The organism is Paraburkholderia sp. AV2, assembly GCF_054968425.1.
In genome coordinates this window covers 87,071-107,202 of the sequence record NZ_JBANLK010000012.1, presented here as the reverse complement: position 1 = coordinate 107,202, position 20,132 = coordinate 87,071, and the positions used below count along the sequence as shown (strand labels likewise).

General features: G+C 64.4%; 18 protein-coding genes and 5 riboswitches. Of the genes, 4 read left to right on the top strand and 14 right to left on the bottom strand.

What is annotated here, in order from left to right:
- Positions 1-118 precede the first annotated feature (118 nt).
- On the bottom strand, positions 119-406 hold the full coding sequence (locus V8683_RS11675) for an SDR family NAD(P)-dependent oxidoreductase (protein WP_411192521.1): 288 nt from the start codon (positions 404-406) through the stop codon (positions 119-121).
- Positions 407-475: 69 nt separating this feature from the next.
- A riboswitch (Fluoride riboswitch) is annotated at positions 476-538 on the top strand.
- Positions 539-607: 69 nt separating this feature from the next.
- On the opposite strand from V8683_RS11675, the gene crcB reads away from it, so the two are divergent.
- Positions 608-1,000 (top strand): fluoride efflux transporter CrcB, encoded by a 393-nt coding sequence (crcB, locus tag V8683_RS11670; protein WP_411191619.1) that lies wholly within the window; start codon positions 608-610, stop codon positions 998-1,000.
- Between the two features lie 136 nt (positions 1,001-1,136).
- Here the strand turns inward: crcB and V8683_RS11665 are convergent, their stop codons facing one another.
- The 11 genes from V8683_RS11665 to V8683_RS11615 form a co-directional block, all read right to left on the bottom strand.
- A complete protein-coding gene (locus tag V8683_RS11665) occupies positions 1,137-3,131 on the bottom strand; it encodes a proton-conducting transporter transmembrane domain-containing protein (protein WP_411191620.1) in 1,995 nt (664 codons plus the stop codon).
- Positions 3,121-3,939: an NADH-quinone oxidoreductase subunit NuoB gene (gene nuoB, locus V8683_RS11660; protein ID WP_411191621.1), complete on the bottom strand. Its 819-nt coding sequence runs from the start codon at positions 3,937-3,939 to the stop codon at positions 3,121-3,123. The genes V8683_RS11665 and nuoB overlap by 11 nt, the downstream gene beginning before the upstream one ends.
- 39 nt (positions 3,940-3,978) lie before the next feature.
- Positions 3,979-5,478 carry a hydrogenase large subunit gene (locus tag V8683_RS11655; RefSeq protein ID WP_411191622.1) on the bottom strand — a complete coding sequence of 500 codons (1,500 nt, stop codon included), beginning with the start codon at positions 5,476-5,478 and terminating at the stop codon, positions 3,979-3,981.
- Entirely contained in the window at positions 5,475-6,953 is a 1,479-nt protein-coding gene (locus tag V8683_RS11650) for a proton-conducting transporter transmembrane domain-containing protein (protein ID WP_411191623.1), read from the bottom strand. Before V8683_RS11650 ends, V8683_RS11655 begins: the two co-directional genes overlap by 4 nt.
- A gap of 2 nt (positions 6,954-6,955) precedes the next feature.
- Positions 6,956-7,636, bottom strand: a complete 681-nt coding sequence (locus tag V8683_RS11645) for a hydrogenase (protein ID WP_027796239.1) — start codon at positions 7,634-7,636, stop codon at positions 6,956-6,958.
- Positions 7,637-7,640: 4 nt separating this feature from the next.
- Positions 7,641-8,588 carry a respiratory chain complex I subunit 1 family protein gene (locus V8683_RS11640; protein ID WP_411191624.1) on the bottom strand — a complete coding sequence of 316 codons (948 nt, stop codon included), beginning with the start codon at positions 8,586-8,588 and terminating at the stop codon, positions 7,641-7,643.
- Between the two features lie 226 nt (positions 8,589-8,814).
- A riboswitch (Fluoride riboswitch) is annotated at positions 8,815-8,886 on the bottom strand.
- A 51-nt stretch (positions 8,887-8,937) separates the two neighbouring features.
- On the bottom strand, positions 8,938-9,309 hold the full coding sequence (locus tag V8683_RS11635) for a DUF190 domain-containing protein (RefSeq protein ID WP_411191625.1): 372 nt from the start codon (positions 9,307-9,309) through the stop codon (positions 8,938-8,940).
- Positions 9,310-9,448: 139 nt separating this feature from the next.
- Positions 9,449-10,807: a phosphopyruvate hydratase gene (eno, locus tag V8683_RS11630; RefSeq protein ID WP_411191626.1), complete on the bottom strand. Its 1,359-nt coding sequence runs from the start codon at positions 10,805-10,807 to the stop codon at positions 9,449-9,451.
- Positions 10,808-10,853: 46 nt separating this feature from the next.
- Entirely contained in the window at positions 10,854-12,155 is a 1,302-nt protein-coding gene (gene eno, locus V8683_RS11625; protein ID WP_411191627.1) for a phosphopyruvate hydratase, read from the bottom strand.
- A gap of 1 nt (position 12,156) precedes the next feature.
- Positions 12,157-12,705: an inorganic diphosphatase gene (gene ppa, locus V8683_RS11620; RefSeq protein ID WP_411191628.1), complete on the bottom strand. Its 549-nt coding sequence runs from the start codon at positions 12,703-12,705 to the stop codon at positions 12,157-12,159.
- The gene (locus V8683_RS11615; RefSeq protein ID WP_411191629.1) at positions 12,705-13,034 is read right to left on the bottom strand and encodes a DUF190 domain-containing protein; all 330 of its coding nucleotides are present in this window, start codon (positions 13,032-13,034) and stop codon (positions 12,705-12,707) included. The genes ppa and V8683_RS11615 overlap by 1 nt, the downstream gene beginning before the upstream one ends.
- Before the next feature lie 174 nt (positions 13,035-13,208).
- Positions 13,209-13,276, bottom strand: a riboswitch (Fluoride riboswitch).
- Positions 13,277-13,356: 80 nt separating this feature from the next.
- Positions 13,357-13,423, top strand: a riboswitch (Fluoride riboswitch).
- Positions 13,424-13,533: 110 nt separating this feature from the next.
- Between V8683_RS11615 and V8683_RS11610 the strand changes: the two genes are divergently transcribed.
- The 3 genes from V8683_RS11610 (at position 13,534) to V8683_RS11600 (ending at position 16,986) form a co-directional block, all read left to right on the top strand.
- On the top strand, positions 13,534-14,004 hold the full coding sequence (locus V8683_RS11610; protein WP_411191630.1) for an HAD family hydrolase: 471 nt from the start codon (positions 13,534-13,536) through the stop codon (positions 14,002-14,004).
- A gap of 49 nt (positions 14,005-14,053) precedes the next feature.
- Positions 14,054-14,124, top strand: a riboswitch (Fluoride riboswitch).
- A complete protein-coding gene (locus V8683_RS11605; RefSeq protein ID WP_411191631.1) occupies positions 14,105-14,920 on the top strand; it encodes a hypothetical protein in 816 nt (271 codons plus the stop codon). (Overlaps the previous riboswitch by 20 nt.)
- A gap of 14 nt (positions 14,921-14,934) precedes the next feature.
- Positions 14,935-16,986 carry a dynamin family protein gene (locus V8683_RS11600; RefSeq protein ID WP_411191632.1) on the top strand — a complete coding sequence of 684 codons (2,052 nt, stop codon included), beginning with the start codon at positions 14,935-14,937 and terminating at the stop codon, positions 16,984-16,986.
- 30 nt (positions 16,987-17,016) lie between these two features.
- Here V8683_RS11600 and V8683_RS11595 read toward each other — a convergent pair whose 3' ends face one another.
- Complete coding sequence (locus V8683_RS11595; RefSeq protein ID WP_411191633.1) at positions 17,017-18,567, bottom strand: MutS-related protein; 1,551 nt, start codon at positions 18,565-18,567, stop codon at positions 17,017-17,019.
- Positions 18,564-20,099 (bottom strand): MutS-related protein, encoded by a 1,536-nt coding sequence (locus tag V8683_RS11590; RefSeq protein WP_411191634.1) that lies wholly within the window; start codon positions 20,097-20,099, stop codon positions 18,564-18,566. The genes V8683_RS11595 and V8683_RS11590 overlap by 4 nt, the downstream gene beginning before the upstream one ends.
- Positions 20,100-20,132 lie beyond the last annotated feature (33 nt).

Below are 20,132 nucleotides of genomic sequence, written 5' to 3'. Positions count from 1 at the left end.
CTCGTGTGAGGCGGGAGCGCGAAGGCGGGTTTGCGGATGCGAAGTTCGCTTTCCAAACTCCGCGGTTATCGGGGCGTTGGCCTTGGGTCACGGCCGTAAGGCCCGAATTCCCTGGGCGTCAGCGCTTCGAGCCGCCGTCGACACGCAGCGTGTCACCCGTTACCCAACGCGCCGCGTCGGATGCGAGGAACAGGGCTGCGCCCGCGATGTCGTCGGGCTGCGCCACGCGCTTGAGGGCCTGCATGCCGAGCGTGAAGTCTCGCCCGGCATCGGTCCTGGCGAAGTTCGACATGTCGGTCTCGACTACGCCAGGCGCGACGGCGTTCACACAGATGCCGCGCTCGCCGCGCAATGCTATCCGGGGCATTAACGCGCGTAAGCACGCATGCACGGCTGCATCAACGATCCGGCAGCGAGCTATCGGCCCTCGGGCACGCCGTGATGCTGCTTGACGCAGCAATCTCCTCTGCTAAACTTTGCCGCTGGAGATGGCATTCTCCATAACCGCTCGCTCCGAGCCGATGATGCCTACAACGTTGTGCCGATTGAATACGCTTTTCAAGGCGCATTTCTATCCGGCCGAATCAAATCAACAAAGGCATTGATCATGTATCTCTCGGTTCTGGCGGTTGCAATCGGCGGCGCATTAGGTTCACTGTTTCGCTGGTTTCTCGGTGTCCGCCTCAACGGACTCTTTCCCGATCTCCCCTTGGGCACGCTTGCCGCCAACGTGATTGCCGGCTACATCATCGGCGTGGCCGTCGCGTTCTTCGCACGTCAGCCCGATATTCCCGTGGAGTGGCGTCTCTTTGTCATTACGGGCCTGATGGGCGGCCTTTCAACATTCTCCACGTTCTCCGCGGAAGTGGTAGCGGATCTGCAGCAAGGCCGTCTTGGTTGGGCAGCCGGCGAAATCGTCATTCACGTCGGCGCGTCGCTGACCATGACGGTCCTCGGCATCATGACGGCAAGCGCCGTCGCTCGTGCCGCCGCCGCTTGAGCGGCACCGGTCGACGCATGCCGGGCACACGTTGACCAGTCCGGCGCGGAGGCGGCGCAGGATGCACTCGTATGCGTCGCGCAGCAGCGCGTCATAGTGCAAGCGGCAGATGGCGAGCCCTTCGAGCCGGCATCCACTACAGCAGCGTGAGGAAGAGAATCGCGACCAGCAACCCGCCAATCAGGGCAAGGTAGAAGTTCAGGTTGCCGGATTGGAGAGCGCGAAGGCGCTCCGCGCACGCCGTCACGATCCGGACCAGAGGGTCGAACAGGTGCCGCTCGAAGAGATCGGTCACGCCAGCCGCAAACACCAGGCGCTTGACGAAGTATTCGCGCTGCTCGTGCTCGCGCGTCGTGCTGACGGTCGGCTGGTAGATGAAGCTGTAGAAGGTGCGCATGGCATTCGAAAAGGTCAGCGCCGTCGTCGCCGCATCATGCCCGCTTTCCGTCATGCCGCCGAACCACACGGGTGCCCTGCGAATCGCGTGCCGTTTCGTCAGCCACAGCAGCGCGAGCGGCAGGATCGCCAGCAGCGGCATCACGATGACCAGCTTCGTCGGCGAGATGAAGGCAAATTTGTCCGTGAGCGGCACGAGCAGCCAACCCGACACCATCGCCTGCGGGCTGTTGGCATGAAAAAGCGTCTGCGCGCCGCTGGCAAGCGCGTTGAGCCACAGCGGCGCACCGACGGCCACGGCAAGCACGCACAGCCCGAGGATCCCCACCGAAACCGCGTTCGTCCGCGGCACGGGCGGCGTGACGTCGATGCCTGGCAGTCCCAGCAAACCGAGGCCGAACACCTTGACGAACGTTGCGAGCGCAACGGCAGCGGCCAGCGCGAGTCCCGCCCCTGCCAGAACAAGCACGAGCCGGCCGATGAAGGACGCGAGGTGGAACCCCTGAAACACCGACTGAAACACATACCATTCGCTGACGAACCCGGCCTGCGGCGGCACGGAAGCGAGGCTCATGACGGCAAACACCGCGCCGAGCCCGAGCAGGAAGCCGCTGCGACGCAGCCAGCCGCGGGGCACGATGTCGTAGCTGCCGCAGGCCGCATGGATGCCGTCTGCCGTGAGGAACAACGCGCCCTTGGCAAGCGCGTGACCCGCGAGATGCAGTAACGCAACGGTCCATGCAAGGCCTGCAAGATCGCCGAGATGACCGGCGCGAAAGAGCAGCGTCGCGCCGAGCATGACGACGGCGACCGACGCATTCTCTGCCGACGAATAGCTGAGCAGCGAGCGCCACTCGTCCTGCTGGAATGCGAACAGTACGGCCAGGATCGCGCTCGCCACGCCCGCCGCGATCGCGATCACGCCAAGGCCGAAGGCCGTGCCGCTCTGCACGGATACGTCGAGCCAACTGTTCCAGCCGCGACTCAAGGCAAAGTACGCCGCGTTGAGCACGACGCCCGAAAACAACGTACCCGTTGCGCCGCTACCGCAGGAATAGGCGCGCGGAAACCACTCGTAGAACGGCATCAGCCCAAGCTTTGCCCCGAAGCCGATCAGCAGCGCGAGGCCCGCGAACCAGGACACGACGCCGGCCGCGCCCGGCGCATTCATGACGAAGCGGTCGAAGCCGATGCCGCCTGCCGCCCGGTCGAGCACGACAACCGCGAACATCAGCGCAACGGCCCCCACTTCGAGCAACGCGAGCATGAGCATGACCGGCCGGCCCTCGCGCTCGTCCGCCCGCTCGCCGGCCAGCATGAGCGCGCCCCCAAGGCTCATGGTTTCCCAGGCGACGAGAAGCGACATGCCGTCCTGCAGACCAACCACGCCAAGCGCGCCGAGCAGGCTGAACGCGGCACCGGCGGGCCACCGTCCGGAAGCGCCGGCCAGCGGCGAGCCGAGCCAGCAGGCCAGTGCCGCGGGTACCAGCCCGAAGCCGAGCAGCCAGAGGCCCGCAGGTTCGACTGCGAACCCTACCGGTTGCGCCGCGAGCGCGATGGGCAGCGGCACGGCGGCGGTGCCGTCCGGCAGCGCGACGAGGCAGGCCATCACCGCAAGCACGCATCCCGTGCCCAGCAACCCGCGAGCGACGCCGTGCGCGGCGCGCAAAGGCGAGACGAGCGCCGCGAGCGCCCACAACGCGGCGGCAAGACCCAGAAGCAGGTTAGCGCTCAAGCTGCCCTCCTCTCATGCGTTGATCGGCTCTCCCGACGATCAACAGCAGCGCATGAATCAGCGCGGCCGGATTCGGCGGGCAGCCCGGCAGATAAACGTCCACCGGCAGCACGCCGTCGAGTCCCGTGCCGCACGCGTAATTGCCGCCGCTCACGCCCCCCGACACCGCACAGGTGCCCGTCGCGACAACCCAGCGCGGCGCGGGCATGGCCTCCCACGTCGCGAGCAGCGGCGCGCGCATCGCCTTCGTCACGGGGCCGGTAACGAGCAGCACGTCGGCAAAGCGCGGTGACGGCGTGAAGAAGATTCCAAGCCGATGCAGGTTGTAGAACGGATTGTTGAGCGCCTGCAGCTCCGACTCGCAGCCGTTGCACGATCCCGCATCGACATGCCGGACGTGCAGGCTGCGGCCGAACTGGCGGCGTTCTCGTTCGACCACCTCGCGCGCGATCCGCTGATTCATCGCCTCTTCCCACTTCAGGTCGTCGCGTTCGCGCACGCCGAGCGCCCAGTCCCCGGAAGCCGTGAACGCGCCCGTCGGGCAAACTTCGACGCAACGCTGGCAGACGATGCAGCGCCCCCAATCCACCTCGGGCTTCGCGGGCGTCTCGTTCGACGAAGCGAACGAGATCGCATGCGTCACGCAGGCATTTGCGCACGCCTCGCAGTCGGGGCGGCATTTCGCCGGATCGTAACGCGGCATGCCCAGCACACCTTGCTGACCGTGCCCTTCGTCCTTCACGCCCTTCAGCGGCCAGTCGGTGCTCGCACTGCCCTCCTTCAGGCCAAACCAGGTCCAGAGTGACATCGATGCGTTCCTCCCCTGTGCGCTGCGTGAGTCACGCCGCTAACGGGCACAGCCCGAAACGGTCAGGCCAAAGCTCGCCTCGTTGATGGCGTAGTCCATCATGTTGCTGTCGTGAACCGTGGACGGAAACACGCGCCAGTTGGCAAACGACGGCGCCTTTATCTTCACTCGCGCGAGCCGGCTGTCCGCATCGAAATGGACGGCGTAGAGCACCGTGCCGCGCGGCGACTCCGCCCACCCCAGCCCTTCCGTCCCCGCGACCGCGACGCAGTCCGCTCGCAACGGACCGTCCGGCACGCCCTCGCCGATCGCCCGGTCGACGAGCGCCAGACTCGCACGCAGTTCGGCAATGCGCACGTTCATGCGCGCATACGCGTCGCCCGCTTCGGCAATCGCGACGGTCGGCGGTAGCGCTGCATACGCGGCATACGGGTGGTCCCGGCGCAAATCGCGGTTCACGCCCGACGCGCGCTCGACCGGTCCGGTCGCACCCTGATCGAACGCGAGCTGCTGGCTGAGCGGCGCGGTCGAGATCAGGCGATCCAGATGGCTCGTGGTGCGTTCAATCAGTCCAACGTAGCGATCGACTTCCGGCGAGAGCGCAGCGAGGCCTTCGGCAATCGCGTAGACGTCCAGCTCGCGCCGCACGCCGCCCGGCCAGATCAGGCCGCGCAGGAAACGGCTGCCCGTTGCGCGCGCATTGATCTGCTTGGCCTGCTCCTCGAGCAGCTTGCCCTGCGCTTCGCCGACCTTGAGTGTCGTCGTGTGACACAGGTGACCGAGATAGTGCAGATGGTTGTAGATCCGCTCCAGCTCGGCGGCGACGAGTCGAAACCAGCGCGCACGCCCGGGAACCTCGCAGCCTGTCGCGTCTTCCACCGCCTGGGCGTAGGCGAGCGCGTGGGCCACGCTGTCGACACCGGAAACACGCTCCGCGACCAGCGTGCCCGTTTCGCCGTCCACGCCCTCGAACTGCTTTTCCATGCCCCGATGCTTGAGAAACAGATTGGGGTGGTAGTGCAGGATACCCTCGCCGAGATAGTAGAAAATGAACTGCGCCGATTCGACTACGTCTGCCCGCACCGGACCAAACGGCAGAAGCTGGACATGTTTGCCCGAGACGCCCGGCAGCTTCGGCGCAGTCAGCGTAGCGGCCATACTCCGACGTTGCGTACCGGGTGGCTCCAGAGGTCCTCGTTCGCCGTGCGGCAGAAATGCGGTGACGAGTCGTTCCGGCTCCGGGTGATTCGAGAACGGGATGCCGCTCATCTCCATGACCTCGCGTTCGTGCCAGCCCAGTAGCGGGCAGATGGCAGCGAGGCTGGGAACCGGCTCGCCATCGCCATCACCATCGACATCAACAGACCAGCCGCAGAACGGCTCGCGATCCGGCACCGTCGCGACGTAGCGCAACTGCGCCTGCCCCGGCGCCGGAAACCAGGCGTAGACGCCCTGCATCCGACCGCCTTGCGCCAACAGCGCGCGGGCGTGCGCCGGCAGTTCGTTGGCGCGCAGCGTCACGTACTCGCAGTTGCTCATCGATTGCCTCCGCCCAGATCCGCCGCAACAGCCCCGAAGAAATGCCATAGCGGCTCGGGCCACCAGATGCCCAGCACGAATACCGGCAAGAGTGCCAGCCACATCGGCAGCGTCATCCACGCGTCGATCTCCACAGGGCCATTCCCGTTCGATGGAGGCCGTTCGGCTGGCCTCGCGTCGAGATACATCTTGCGAAAGTGATTGAGGAAGCCGATGAAAATCACGATCAGCAACACCAGCAGCACGATCACCGCCCACGCGTTGGGCGTTGCGAATCCGGCGCGCATCAGCGTGATCTCGCTGAGGAACAGCCCGAACGGCGGCGCGCCCGTAATGGCGACGGCGCCCGCGAGCCAGAGGGCGCCCGTCACCGGAAAGCGTGCCCATATGCCGCGAATCGCGTCGATGTCCTTGGTTCGATAGACGCGCATCGCGTTTCCCGCGCCGAAGAACATGAGCGACTTGTTCAGCGAATGATTGAGCATGTGGTAAAGCACGGCCGCTATGGCGAGCGGACCGCCAAAGCCGATTCCGAGCGCGATCACGCCCATGTGCTCGATGCTCGACCAGGCCATGAGCCGCTTGATGCCCTGCTGCCGTACGATGAACAACGCCGCGACGAAGAGCGAGATCGCGCCGAACGCCACGAGCACCGTGCGCGGCAACACCGAGCGGCTCGCCGCATCGGTAATCGTCAGGAAGCGCGCGATGCCGAGCATGGCCGTATTGAGCAGCGCGCCCGAGAGCATCGCCGAAACGGGCGCCGGACCTTCGCTATGTGCGTCGGGCAGCCACGTGTGCATCGGAACCAGCCCGGCCTTCGTACCGTAGCCGACGAGCACGAGCAGAAAGGCCATCTGGATCAGCGCGGGGTTCATGTGCGGGGCGGCAGTCCGCAGCGCATTCCATGTCATATCGTAGGTGGGGCCGAGCACGAGACTGCCGGCCCAGTAGAAGAGCACCGTGCCGAGCAATGCGAGGCTGATGCCGGCCGACACGACAATGATGTATTTCCAGGCCGCTTCGATGGCTTCCCGACCCCGCTCGAAGCCGACGAGAAAGGTGCTGACGAGCGTGGTCAGTTCGATGGCGATCCAGTAGACGCCGATGTTGTTCATCAGCGGACCGCAGATCATCGTCGTCGCGAAGAGCGCGAACAGTGCATAGAAGCCCGGCAGGCGTGCTTCCTCCTCCTTGATGAGCCGCATGTAGCCAATGGCGTAAATCGACGCGAGCCCATACACGAGACAGGTGCAGACAAGCGTCCACGCTCCGAGGGCGTCGAACAGCAGATAGCCGTTGACGAAGGTCGTCGGCTGATCGACGTGGGCCGCGAGCCATAATGCCGCGAAGAGGCTAACGCCGGCCGCGGCGAGATTCGCGTACTCGGCCACCCGGACGTGCTGGCTCGCCGTGGCGGCCACGGCGGCGAGGAGCGGCGCGACAATGACGAGAACGAGCCATCCCTCTACCATGATCACCCCACCAGACGCCGGAGTTCGCGGCTGCTCGTGCTGCCGACATGCGCGACGAGATAACGGACCAGCACGCCGAAGCTCACCACGATCACAAGGAGATCGAACAGCAGGACGAGTTCGATCAGCAGCGGCATGCCGGGCACGAGAATCTGCGAGCCGAGAAAAATACCGTTTTCGAGGATCAGCAGGCCGAGCACCTGACTGATCGCTTCCTGGCGGACGGTCAGCATCAGGAAGCCGATGAGCTTCATCGACAGCATCACGGTGAGCGCAAGCACGACCACGGTGCCGCCCAGTCCGAGCGCATTGCCAAGGTGATTGGACACCACGAATGCGAAGAGCACCAGCAGCGCACCGAGCACGAGGCTCGATCCAGGCTGCAGGATCACGTGCAGTTCGCGCTCCACGGCGAGGCGCGCGATGATGCGCCAGATGAGATACGGCAGCACGAGGCCGCGGAAGAATGCGGTCAGCACGGCCACCAGATACAGCTCGTGATAGTGGCCGTAGTAGCCGACCGCGCCGGAGAGCAACGCGATGAGCCAGGATTCGGCCATGAACGCGAGCAGATAGTCCTTGAGCCAGCGCGATCCGAGCATCACGAAGGCGAGCAGCAGACTGCCGATCGCCAGCAGGCTGAAGAGCGATGCGGCAAGCGGGCTCAGATGGGCGAGCAGCATGGCGTCACCGTAGCTGGTTGGCCGCGATGGCGAGCACCGCAAGCATGAACGAAGCCGCGAGCGGTTCCTGATACCGAAAGAAGCGCAGCCGCGACTGCGCCGTTTCAACGAGCACCACGACGAGCGCGACGACCAGCATGCGCGCGAACAGGCCCGCTGCCGCGCCGACCGCTCCTAGTGCCGTGCCCTGCTGCGAGAGTCCCCACGGCAGCGTCAGCACGTTGCAGAAGATGATGTAGAGAATGAACTGCTTCATCATCGCAGCCCACTTGAGCAACGCGAGCAACGGGCCCGAGTATTCGAGAATCCGCGCCTCCTCGATCATGTAGACCTCGATGTGGGTGCTCGAGTGAATCGGCAGCCGGTCGGTCTCGACCAGCAGCAGAACGAAGAATGCGAACACGAGAAAGAGATGCGCGGGACTCCAGTACACGGACGGCTGCTGCACGAGCAGATGATTGACGACGAACGGCAGCATGGCTTTCGCGAGCAGCGTGATGCCGACGAGCACGAGGATCAGCGTCGGCTCGGCGAGGATGCCGAGCATCACGGAGCGGCTTGAGCCGATACCGCCGTACGCACTGCCCGAGTCGAGCCCCGCGAGCACGATCGCGAACGAGCCGAGTGTAAGAATGAGCCCGCCGCCCAGGATGTCGCCCATGTCGGAGAGCGGCAGCGGAAAGTCGGTGAGCACGGGGATCAGGATCGGCACCGTCATCATGCAGGTGAACGCGACGACGGGGGCGCACCAGTAGATCCATGAAGCCGTTTCGGGCACCACGATCTGCTTGCGGAACAGCTTGCGCAAGTCGCGGTAGGGCTGAAAGATGCCGGGGCCGCGTCCGCGCTGGACGCGCTCCTCCCACTGCAGAATCACGCCCTGCAGCAACGGGGCCAATGCGAGAACGGTGACGACCTGCGCGATCTGCAGGAATATGTCGCGCGCGCTCATGATCGATCTCCGCGCGGGCGCAGGCGCGTCGCAGGTCGTATGGCGCACGGCCCTGCCCCGCGCGATAAAGATGTTCGCGCGACCGGGCGGTGGGTGAAGCACGGGGGGTTATGCCATGACAACTCGCTCGCGCATCCCATGTTCTTCGCTTTTTTCAGGCATTCGCATGCCCGGGATGCTCGTGAATGCGAGCCGGTCAGACATGCCTACCGGCCCCGGCGCCCGGGGACTGGTAGGCATCATCAGCCGCGAGGGGAAGACGCGGCGGTTAAGGGAGGATGCCATCTCCACAGGATTCAGTGACGAGTATAGGCAAGCGGTCGCCACATGCAAGACCGGAGATTTTCTCCTAGTGAGGTCGCCGTCCGAAGAGCGGGAAATGTTTTTTTGCTTCGGCGGTCTGTCCCTCGTCGCCAAGCAGTCCGAACTCAATGGGCGTGCGCGTGTAAAACACATGCACGTGTTGCAGCCTGACCGCATCGAGCATGCGGTCCGCCTCGTCCTCGGTCACGGCCAGGATGACCTGGACCGGCTGATCCGCGAGCCTCAGCGCATGCGCCGCATGATGCGCGCCGGCGTGACCCGTCCCTTCCGCGCAGTTGATGACGGTGGCGCCGTGAATGCCCAATTGCTTTGCCTCGTGCAACAGCCATTCCGTGATGGTGTGATGGCCGTGGCGGCGATTCTGCTCGGTGTAGAACGTAAGCTGGTAACCGTTCATGTCTGCCTCCGTCGATCGACACCGCGACCCGTGCCACGATGGTTTCACCGCAGCATGAACCGCGGCGCCCGTCTCCCTCAGGAAATTCTAGTGCATCGACAGAATTCCACTAGATACTGCAGTGCGGAAAAGCGGGTAATCATGAAGCACCGGCCGGGCGGGACTCGCCGGCTCCCGCCTCATGGCCGGACGGGATCGAGTGTGTGCCGCGGCGAGGCCGGAACGCGGCGCGTCCCGCATATTCCGCCTGCTCGCCCAGCGTGCTCTCGATGGTGAGCAGCCGGTTGTATTTCGCCACCCGCTCGCCGCGCGCCGGGGCGCCCGCCTTGATCTGCCCGCAGTTGAGCGCGACCGCGAGGTCGGCGATGCTCGTGTCCTCCGTCTCGCCGGACCGGTGCGCAACGGTGCAGGCGTAGCCCGCGGACAGCGCCATGCGGGCCGTATTGAGCGTTTCGGTGATCGTGCCGACCTGATTGGGCTTGATGATGACGGCGTTGCAGCAACGCTGCGCGATGCCGCGCACCAGAAAGGACCGGTTGCTCACGAAAAGGTCGTCGCCGGCAATCTGCAGCCGGCCGCCAAGGTAGCGGGTGAGGTTTGCATAGGCATCCCAATCGTTGTCGATGAACGGATCTTCGAACGACACGATGGGGTAGCGGTCGGCCCATCGCCCGCACAGATCCATCATCTCGTCCGTCGTGAGGCACCGGCCCTCCTGCTCCAGATCGTATCGCTCGTCCCGCCACAAGCCGGCCGCCGCACAATCGAGCGCCAGCGCGATATCTTCGCCGGGCCGATACCCTGCGCGCTCGATTGCCTGCATCAGCAGATCCAGTGCGGCTTCGTTCGACGGCAGCGCCGGCACATAGCCCCCTTCGTCGCCGAGATTCGTCGGCTCGTGACGCTCGACGAGGAGCGTGCGCAAGGCGTGGTAAGTCTCGACGCCATACCGCAATGCCTCGCGGTACGTCGGCGCGCCGAGCGGCACGATCATGAACTCCTGGAAGTCCGGGCCACCGTGCCCGTGGCTGCCGCCGTTGAGCACGTTCAGCATGGGCACGGGCAGGACGCGCGCGCCATCCCCGCCGAGGTAGCGAAAGAGCGGCAGCCCGCAGACCTGCGCCGCCACGCGGGCGCATGCGATCGAGGCACCGAGCGTGGCGTTCGCGCCCAGCCGCTCCTTGAACTCCGTTCCGTCGAGCTCGATGAGCGTCGCGTCGATGCGCCACTGATCGTCGGCGGCCAGCCCGCGCAGTGCGGGACCGATCAGCTCGTTGACATGCCTGACCGCCTGTGTCACGCCCCTGCCGCCGTAACGATGCGGATCGCCGTCGCGCAGCTCCTTCGCTTCGTACTCGCCGGTCGAGGCGCCCGAGGGCACCGCGGCGCGCGAGAGCGACCCGTCGTTGAGCACGACCGTCACCTGCACGGTGGGATTGCCGCGAGAATCCAGCACCTCATCGCCTGTCACGCGGGCAATCGACACAGATGTCGTCATGTCCCCTCTCTCCCTCTTGTGAACGGCGCCAGCCCGAGCCGCACCCTCATGTCGCACTGCGAAGCTGTTTGAACGCGGCTCGTCCCGCGTAGCGGGCGTCGTTGCCCAGCATCCGCTCGATCGCCAGCAGACGGTTGTACTTGGCAACCCGCTCGCCGCGCGCCGGAGCGCCCGACTTGATCTGCCCGCAGTTCAGCGCGACGGCGAGATCGGCGATGCTCGTGTCCTCCGTCTCGCCGGAGCGGTGCGAAACGAGGCAGGTATAGCCCGCCGAGAACGCCAGCGCCGCGGTATCGAGCGTTTCGGTCACGGTGCCGATCTGGTTGAGCTTGATGAGGATGCTGTTGCAGCAGTGTTCTTCGATGCCGCGCTGGAGGAACGTCCGGTTCGTCACGAACAGATCGTCGCCGACGATCTGAACGCGGTCGCCGAGATCGCGCGTCAGTTCGGCAAAGCCGCTCCAGTCGCTATCCGCCAACGGGTCCTCCAGGGAAATCAGCGGGTAGCGATTCAGCCAGTCCGCCCAGTACGCGATCATCTCTCGCGAATCGAGCGACTTTCCGTCGCGACGCAGAGCGTAGCGGCCGTCTTCGTAAAACGAGGTGGCGGCCGGATCGATGCCGATGGCGATGTCCTCGCCGGGACGATACCCTGCCCGCTCTATCGCCCGTACGATCAGTTCCATGGCGACCGCGTTGGACGGTAGCTGAGGCACATACCCGCCCTCGTCGCCCACGTTCGTCGATGCGCCCGCGTCCGCGAGGACCGTGCCAAGCGCATGGTAGGTTTCCGCGCCATAGCGCAGCGCCTCCCGAAACGTCGGCGCGCCGAGCGGCACGAGCTTGAACTCCTGCACGTCGGGCCCGTCGTGTCCATGCTTGCCGCCGTTGAGGACGTTGAACATGGGAACCGGCAGCACATGCGCGTTCGCACCGCCCAGGTAGCGAAAGAGCGGTAATCCGGCCTCGAGCGCCGCTGCTCTCGCGCAGGCAAGCGACGCGCCGAGTACCGCATTGGCGCCCAGCCTGGCCTTGGACGCGGTTCCATCCGCCTCGATCAACGCATCGTCGATGCGGCGCTGATCGTCCACCCGCATTCCGGCCAACACCCGGGCGATTTCCTGGTTGACGTGGCGCACGGCCTCGAGCACACCTTTCCCGCCGTATCGGCGAACGTCCCGGTCACGCAGTTCGACCGCTTCGAATTCGCCTGTCGAGGCGCCGGACGGCACCGCTGCCGTCGCGCTCGCACCGCTCGAAAGCGTGACCGTCACTTCGACGGTCGGATTGCCGCGCGAATCGAGAATCTCGTCGGCGCACACGGTTTTTATCAAAGCAACGTTGCCCATATCACGGCTCCCTGTCGCAATGAGCACTGCGAAATGCCGTTACAGCCTGCCTGATCGCTTCAAAGGCCGCGTCGATATCGGCCCAGCCGTTGAACTCGACCCACTTGCCCGGCTCCAGCTTCTTGTAGTTTTCGAAGAAAAACTGGATCTGGTTGAGCGTGAACTCGCCCACGTCCGCCAGTTCGCGGATAGCCTTCGTGGCAGGGCACACGCTATCGACGGGCACGGCAATAACCTTCTCGTCGGGGCCTGCCTGGTCGGTCATATTCATGAGGCCCACCGGGCGGCACGAGACCAGCGAAAGCCGCTCTAGCGCGAATGGAGCAATCACGACGATGTCGAGCGGGTCGCCGTCGCGCGCGAGCGTTCCGGGAATGAACCCGTAGTTTTGCGGATAGCGCATGCCCGCGCTCATGATCCGGTCAACCTTTAGCAGTCCGAGGCGTTTGTCGGCCTCGTACTTGACGGGCTCGCTCTGCGCGGGAATTTCGATGATCGCGTTCACGTCGAGCGGCACATTTTCGCCGGTGGGAATGGCGTTGAAGTCCATCAGGCTCCTCCGTTCGTTCCAAGGGTGTCGTATTCGATCGGTGCGCGCGTATAGAACAACCTGATACCGCTGTCACGCAGTACCGCGAGCAGCGCACCGATTTCGGCGTCGCCGGCAATGACGGTGACGGCAACCGGCTGGTCGGCCAGCTCGAAGAAACGGGCCGCGTGGTACTTGCCTTTCGCGTCGACGCCTTCGGAAACCTCGGTGACGGTCGCGCCGTGAATACCCGCGCGCTTCACCTCGTCGAGTATCCAGTCCACCACTGTCATATGGCGTATGCGATGGCTCTGATTGGCGGCGTACACGGTCAACTGGCTGCCATTCATGACGGCCTCCGTCGACGCGGAAACAGCAGTGGACACGGAAACGGCAGGCGCACGGCGGCGCCGCACGCATTGGCGTGCAGGACGGAATTCGATCGCATGAAAAACCAGATTCGCAGAGTGACAAATCTGGGCAGCAGGACGCCCTGGAACAATGCCCACGGCTTCCCGACCCAGGAACCCGTAGGCATCATTAGCCGGACAACGCCGGCGGTTAAAGGAGGAATGCCATCTCCTGCCGGTCAGTGTAGCACCGGCGTTTCGAGGCCGCTACTGTTTGCGCAGCGGTTTGCACAGCGCCCGCGCGTTGTCTACAGTGGAAACGACAGAGTACGGAGATGGCATTCTCCGCCGACCGCCGGTACCGCCCGGCTGATGATGCCTTGCGCCATCCCGCGCAATGATCGCCGTAGTTTCGCGATTCTCCTGCGCCGGCGCGCCTGCACTATCGGCGGATCGCGCCCGGAGCCCATTCGAGCCCGCGGCGCCCAAGGAGAATCGGATGATCTCGCTCGACATTCCGGGCCTGCGAACATTAAAGCTCGCTCATCTCGTGCTCGACTTCAACGGCACGCTCGCCGTCGATGGCGTCCTGCTCGAGGGCGTTGCTCCCCGCCTGTCCGCGCTCGCGAACGAACTGGACGTGCACGTCGTGACCGGCAATACCTATGGGAACGCACGCGAACAGTTGAGCGGCTGCGCGGCCGAAGTCGTGTGCCTGCCGGCGACCGGCCAGGCGCAGGCCAAGCTCGATTATGTGCGTAGACTCGGCCCCGATCATGTCGTTGCCGTCGGAAACGGCCGCAACGATGTCCTGATGCTGGAACAGGCTGCGCTCGCCATTGCCGTGCTCGGTACCGAGGGATTGTCGACGGAGGCGATCGAGGTGGCCGACATCGTCGTGCGCCACGCAGTCGATGCACTCGGGCTGTTGCTGCGCCCGAAGCGGCTCGTTGCTTCGCTGCGCAGTTGACCCCGATATGCCGTTGCCAACGGGCAGCACGATCACTAGAATAAAAGCGGTTGCAATGGGAGATGGCATACCTCCCCAAACTGCCGCGCAAACGCCGCGGATGATGATGCCTGGAGTTCCTGGCCGGGAGCTGCAGGGTCATGACGATGCCCCCGTCCAGGCTTGTTTTCTTTCAGCCGCATGGACGGTCAACGTGTTCGCTTCCCTGCCCTTCACTGCCTCGCCGCACGCCGGTTTGCCTCTTTCGGATGGCGAAGTTGATTTTCTGTGGTGGTTCATCCAGGGAAGCATCATGGATGCGGACGTGCGTGCGCGGCTCTGCGCGCACTGGGGAATGTGTCCGCGCCATGCGCTCGCGTTCTTCGTCGTCGAAGCCGCGTTTCGTCCGCACCTCATTCACGGAAGCACGATTCTCTATCACGATCTGATGAAGCGGACGCTACGCGTTCTTGGCGGCCACGGGCTCCATAGCCTCGCGCCCGCGTCTGTCGTGCGCCGGTCACTGCATGTGTCGGGTCCGTGCCATATGTGCAGCCTCGGATATGGCCCAGGTTCGGTCGGCAACGGGCCGGCGGAGCGTTTCGCCCAAGGCCGGAACCTCGCCAACGCCCGCACCTTTGCGAATGAGAGCCGGCGCGGCTGGCTTCCTTATGTCTGCGGACAATGCGTCGGCACCGGTACCGGTACGCCATGCCGCTGCCACCTGATCGAAATGCCAGGGCACGACGGCAACGCGGCGCTGCGTGCAGCACGGTCTTCCGTAGCGGACATCGCTACCCATCTTGCGCGTTTCGAAAACGCGTTTCGTTGGGACAGTCGGGCCACCGACACCGACGAAGACCGTGGCGCCCTCATCGCTGCCATCGGCTGGTGCGGCGGCTGGAGCGAAATAGTGCATACGTTCGGCACCGGCTGAGCGACGGAGACATCATGTTTCGCGAGAGGAGCGGCAACGCATTCCCGCCCGAGTATGCGAGGCGTACCGGAGAGGCGTTCGCTCGTGTCGAAGCCTGCCTGAGCGACGCGCTCCACGACCTCGACCCGGTCACGCAGACTGCCCGCTTCGGCGCCCGGATCGCCGATGGCCTGCCCGTTCAGCACCAGATGGTGTACGGCCAGCTAGGCCAGATACGCGAAGCGATGCAGACGATCGCGGACCGTCATCAAATCCCGATCCCTGCACGCACGGTCAGCGCGATCGAATCGTGCCGCCTGCATGTGAGCGAAGCCATGCTGGCTATCTCCGGACTCGATCCGCGTGCAGAAGCCGAGGCGACGGCGCAACCCGATAACGCTCTGCCCGCAGAACTCGCGGAAGACGCCTGCCGCCTCGTCGACCACCTCATGACGCTCCTCGACGCCCTGTTGACTTCGCTGGCATCCGAGGTCAATCAGGCTCCCGCAATCGACGGATCGCTGCAACCGTCTCCCTCACTACGCACTCCCGTCATCGTGGAGCTCGAATCCATCGCCACGACGCATGGCCTGGGCGACCTGCGCCGGCGCGCCGCGGAATTTGCCAGGCACAACGACATAAGTGACACGGTGGTCGGTGTGTTCGGTACGGTCAACGCCGGCAAGTCCACGTTGATCAATACCCTGATCGGCAGCGCGCTTCTGCCGGTCTCCGCATTGCCGACCACCGCCGTTCCCGTCGAGATACGCCACGGTTGCATCGAACGGGGAACCGCCATGTTTGTGGCCGCCAGGCCAGAGTGGTTCGATCGCGCACGCGTAGCCGAGTTCGTCGATGCGCATCAGAACGCGGACAACGCGCGCGGTGTCACGCGCATCGTCCTCGAAACGCCGTCGCCGTTCCTCGCGAATGGTGTCACGCTGATCGACACGCCTGGTATTGCCTGGTCCATGACGGACGCAGACGGGCACGATCTGCGTGGCGCCCCCTGGTGCGATATCGCGATTGTGCTCATCCCGGCCACCGGTCCGCTGACGCTGCGAGAAGCCGCATGGGTACGCGAGCTGTGCGGGCGCGGCGCCCAAGTGACCGTACTCGTCACGAAGATCGACCTGATCGAACGCGACGAACGCTGGCGCATCTACGATCATGTCGTGCGAGGTATCTGGAAAGGTACAGGCCTCGAAGTGCCGGTTTATCTCCTGACCATGCGGGAGGACGATCCACCATGGTGTCGTGCCTGGATCGACGGCCCGCTTGCCGACGCGCTCACGCAATGCCGCGAGCAACGCGCCGCGATGCGGCAGCGCCAGCTTGCGACCCTGCGCCGCGATGTTCTGGACGCACTCCAGATCCGGCTGCCGCGGCGCCCTGTCGAAAAGCTGGATCCGGAGCGAATCGGTACGGCGATCCAGACGTTGGCCCAATACCGCGACAGCATCGTCGCGCTTGCGCGAAAGACCGAGGATCCGGCCGTGCTGCTGCGGACGACGATGAGCCGACTCGCCACCGACATCGCCCACAACGCGGCGGCACTGTGGACCGAAACACGCGATTCGTCGTTTGACTCGACGCGCCTCGTCGAACTCGGGGCCGACGCGCGCGCCCACGCGTACGCGGCTGCCGCGCGGCGTGCCGTCGAGGCGTGCCGCGCCGAGGCAACGATCGCCCTGTATCGCACCGCCGAGGCGCTCGGGTCTGCGCGCCTCGGGTCGGGCCTTCCGATCGCCGTTGATCCGCCCGCCTTCGGACTCCATGCGCCCCTGCCCACCCTGCTTATCCCGCGCTCGTCCGGCTGGCTTTTCGGTCGCTGGGGGTTCTACCTCAGCACGCGCCGCAACCTCGCCCGCGCGGCATCGATGACGATCGTCGCACACGCGATGCTTGCGCACATGGAGCAGGTCCAAACGTGGAAGCAGCACGCACTCGACGCACTCGCTCAGGCATTGACAGCGGACATCGGGCAGATACAGGCAGCACAAAGCGGCTCGGGTCTCCCTGCATGCGAAAGCGTCGAACGACTACGCGCCGACATTGCAAGGCTGCGCGCGGTGGCGCCAGGCTAAACGATACGGGTGCGCCATCGGTAGCTGCCGCTAGTCTATCCTCGAAAATTCCTCGGCCGACGGTGGAACTCGATCCGCCGCGCCGTCTTCTCCGCCGAAAATCTGCCGGTACAGATCCTGTCCGAAGCTGGTCTGCAGCGGTTCGGCCGCGATCAACCGGAACGTGCGCTCGCCATCGTCGCGCCGCTCCGCGCGCAGAAAGAGCGTCGGAAACGTGCCTCTGTCGTACAGGCCCCGTGCCAGCGTAAAAAGGTGAGTGACGAGATAGATCTTCACGTGTTGCTCGAGCAACGCATCGACAATCTGGCGCCCTATTTCAGAACCCTCGCGCTCATTCGTCGAGGCGAACGATTCGTTCGACAAAAAAAGCGCATGCTCGCACAGATGGTCTACAAGTTCGCTCATACGCTTCAGCTCCTCATCGAACTTGCCGCCGTGCATCGTCGCGTCTTCCTCGCGCTTGTAGTGCGTGAGGATTCCGTTTGCGATGTTCGCCTCGAACGCCGCCGCTCCCACAGGCATGCCCGCCTGCATCAGAATCTGCGCTATGCCAATGCCGCGCAGGAAAGTGGACTTGCCGCCCTGGTTCGCACCGGTAACCACGACGAGGTCCTTGCCATTCGCGTCTGCATCGTTGCAGACAGGCTGGTGGTCCATACGGAGCGCGAGGCTCACATCATAGAGCTGCCGGAATCGATGCTGCCGTTCCCGTGCGGGACGACATACCGGCATACACACCGGCATGCCGCGCGCAGCAAGATTCGCCCGCACGTTTAGGCATCCCAGGTAGAAGCCTAGCTCCGAGCGCAGCATCGAAAAGAAGCTCCTGATATGATCGGCCGACTGCGCCAGGGCATTCGCGACGTGGTCGATACCTCGCGCCTCCAGTTCAGACAGCGCACGTGCACCGTTTTCGTCACGATCAGCAATGCGAAACGTTCTGGAGGGCGGTCGTTTCGCGAAGAGCCGCCGGACCAGATTCGGGTCGCGGTCATGAGGCTTGCGCAGGACATAATGCTCGCCTTTGTTACCGCGCCCTGGCTGCGCGCTGATCAGTACGCCACCGCGGAATCTCAGCGCCTTCAGGCAGCCCGTGATCGTGGCAAGATACTCGTCCGCCAACTCCTCCCGGATCATGGCGTAAAAGTGCCGGAAGCCGGGCGACTGGAATGCCTCCGCCTGACGGTCGGCGATGCTGCGAAGCTTGCCTAGCAGGGGAACGAAGGCCTGAACCAGATCGCGCGCCGAATGCAGCACGCTGGTCGCCGACGCGGTCAGCCCCCAATAGAAGCTCTTGCGTTCCACCTCGACGGCGTCGACAGCGATTGCATAGAGCTGCCGGACGTCTTCCTCATGATCGATGCAGTCCTGAAGCACAGCCTGTCGGTACAGAATGGCGTCGACATCGAGAAGACTCACGGGCACCACCTTCCTCGCGATGTCGTACAGGAAGTCGTCGCCTGCAGCCATCGCGCGGTACAGCGTGTCTAGCTGCAAGTCCTGGGCGAGTGTCTTTTCGTTCCATAAGTCTTCGCGCCGCCAGTCGAAATCGCGCGCTTCATACAGCAGATGGGCTTTCATGATGCGAGCCGCTCCTTGAGACGTTCATACGTCAGTCCGTACTGCTCTGCAACCGACACCGCGTACGCCTGCCCGTCGGCGGGCCGCCGGCGTACCCGAAACGTGCGCGCAGACGGATCGCCCGTCGCGGTCTCGCTGACCATGCTGACCGTCTGCGGACCCAGCCGTGCCAGCTCTTCGATGAAGGTGACGCAGACGCCCAGCGCGTCGAGGTCCATGATCCGGCCGATGATCCGTCGGCACAGGAATAGCGCATCGGCCAGCGTGGTCGAACTGAAGATCTCGTTCATGAGGATGATGCTGTGGGGTGTCGCGCAGGACAGGATGTCGTGCATGCGCATGAGATCGTCCTGGAGCTTGCCGCGCAGATCGGCCGTATTCTCCTCGCGCTCGAAGTGCGCGAACAACCGGTCGTACAGAAACAGGCTGGCGTGGGTGCCCGGCACCGGGCAGCCCAGCTTCGCAAGGAAATGGAGCTGGCCGAAAGTTCGTGCGAAGGTTGTTTTGCCGCCATTGTTCGGCCCGGACACCACGAATAGACGTTCCGCACCTTCGAGGTACAGATCGTTTCGAATGACAGGCAGTTTGTCCGCGCAAAGCTTGTGAGCGAGCGCGATGTCGAACGCGTCGTCACAACGCACGGCCTTGCTGGTCGACGAGACAGCCGGATAGCTAAACGGCAGGCCTGCGTCGCGACACGGCTGGATGTAGCTGCGCCAGGCCACGTAGAACTGGATTTCCCGATCGAACGCATCGATGGTGGGATCGAGATAGTTGGCGTGATTCGTCCGGAAACTCGAAAGCAGGGCAAAAGGCTGCGGATCGAGTTCGGCGGCGCAATCGAGAATCTGCGCCTCGACGTGATTCATCTCCGGCCACTCCTTCACCGCGATGTGATGATCCTTGACATCGCCCTGCTTGAAGCGCTCGAAGATTCCCTGCACGTAGGCGCTGTAATCGCTCTCCCCGTCGTAGTTGAGCACGGTAACGGAATTGCCGTCGATGTGAATGCGGTAGCGGACGTCGTCGAGCGCCGCTTTCACTTCTTCGACATCGTGCTGAAGTGCCGCAAACGCTTCGCTGCCGAGATAGACGCAAAGCCACCGGCCGAACTCACCGAGCCCACTCGACATCGGCGCTGCGTCGCTCAGCGCGCCGCCGAGTACCTTCGCTGCCGTGCAGTACTGCGATGCCGCTTCCAGGAACCACCACTGCTTTTGCCGCGGGTAATAGAGGTGCTCCGCTTGTGTGAGACACGCGCGCACCTTCCGCATGGCAAGCGAGAACGCCTGGATACAGGACGAGATTTCGTCGCGCTCCATATCTCGCATGACGTCGTGCCGGTACGTTACCGCGCTTTCGGTCTTCAGTTCCGTGCGGAAGAACGGGACGAGGTCGTACTCGTCAAAGCCTCGGGTCACGTCGCTCACGACCTGGTCGAGGTTCAGATCGCCGAAGAAAGCGGGTTCGGACACGTCGCCGCGCGGCGGACCCTGGTCGGGTGACTCGAAGAGGATGCTGTGGAAATTCATCTTCCCTTCCTGCTTGCCATGCGGAGCGCCGGG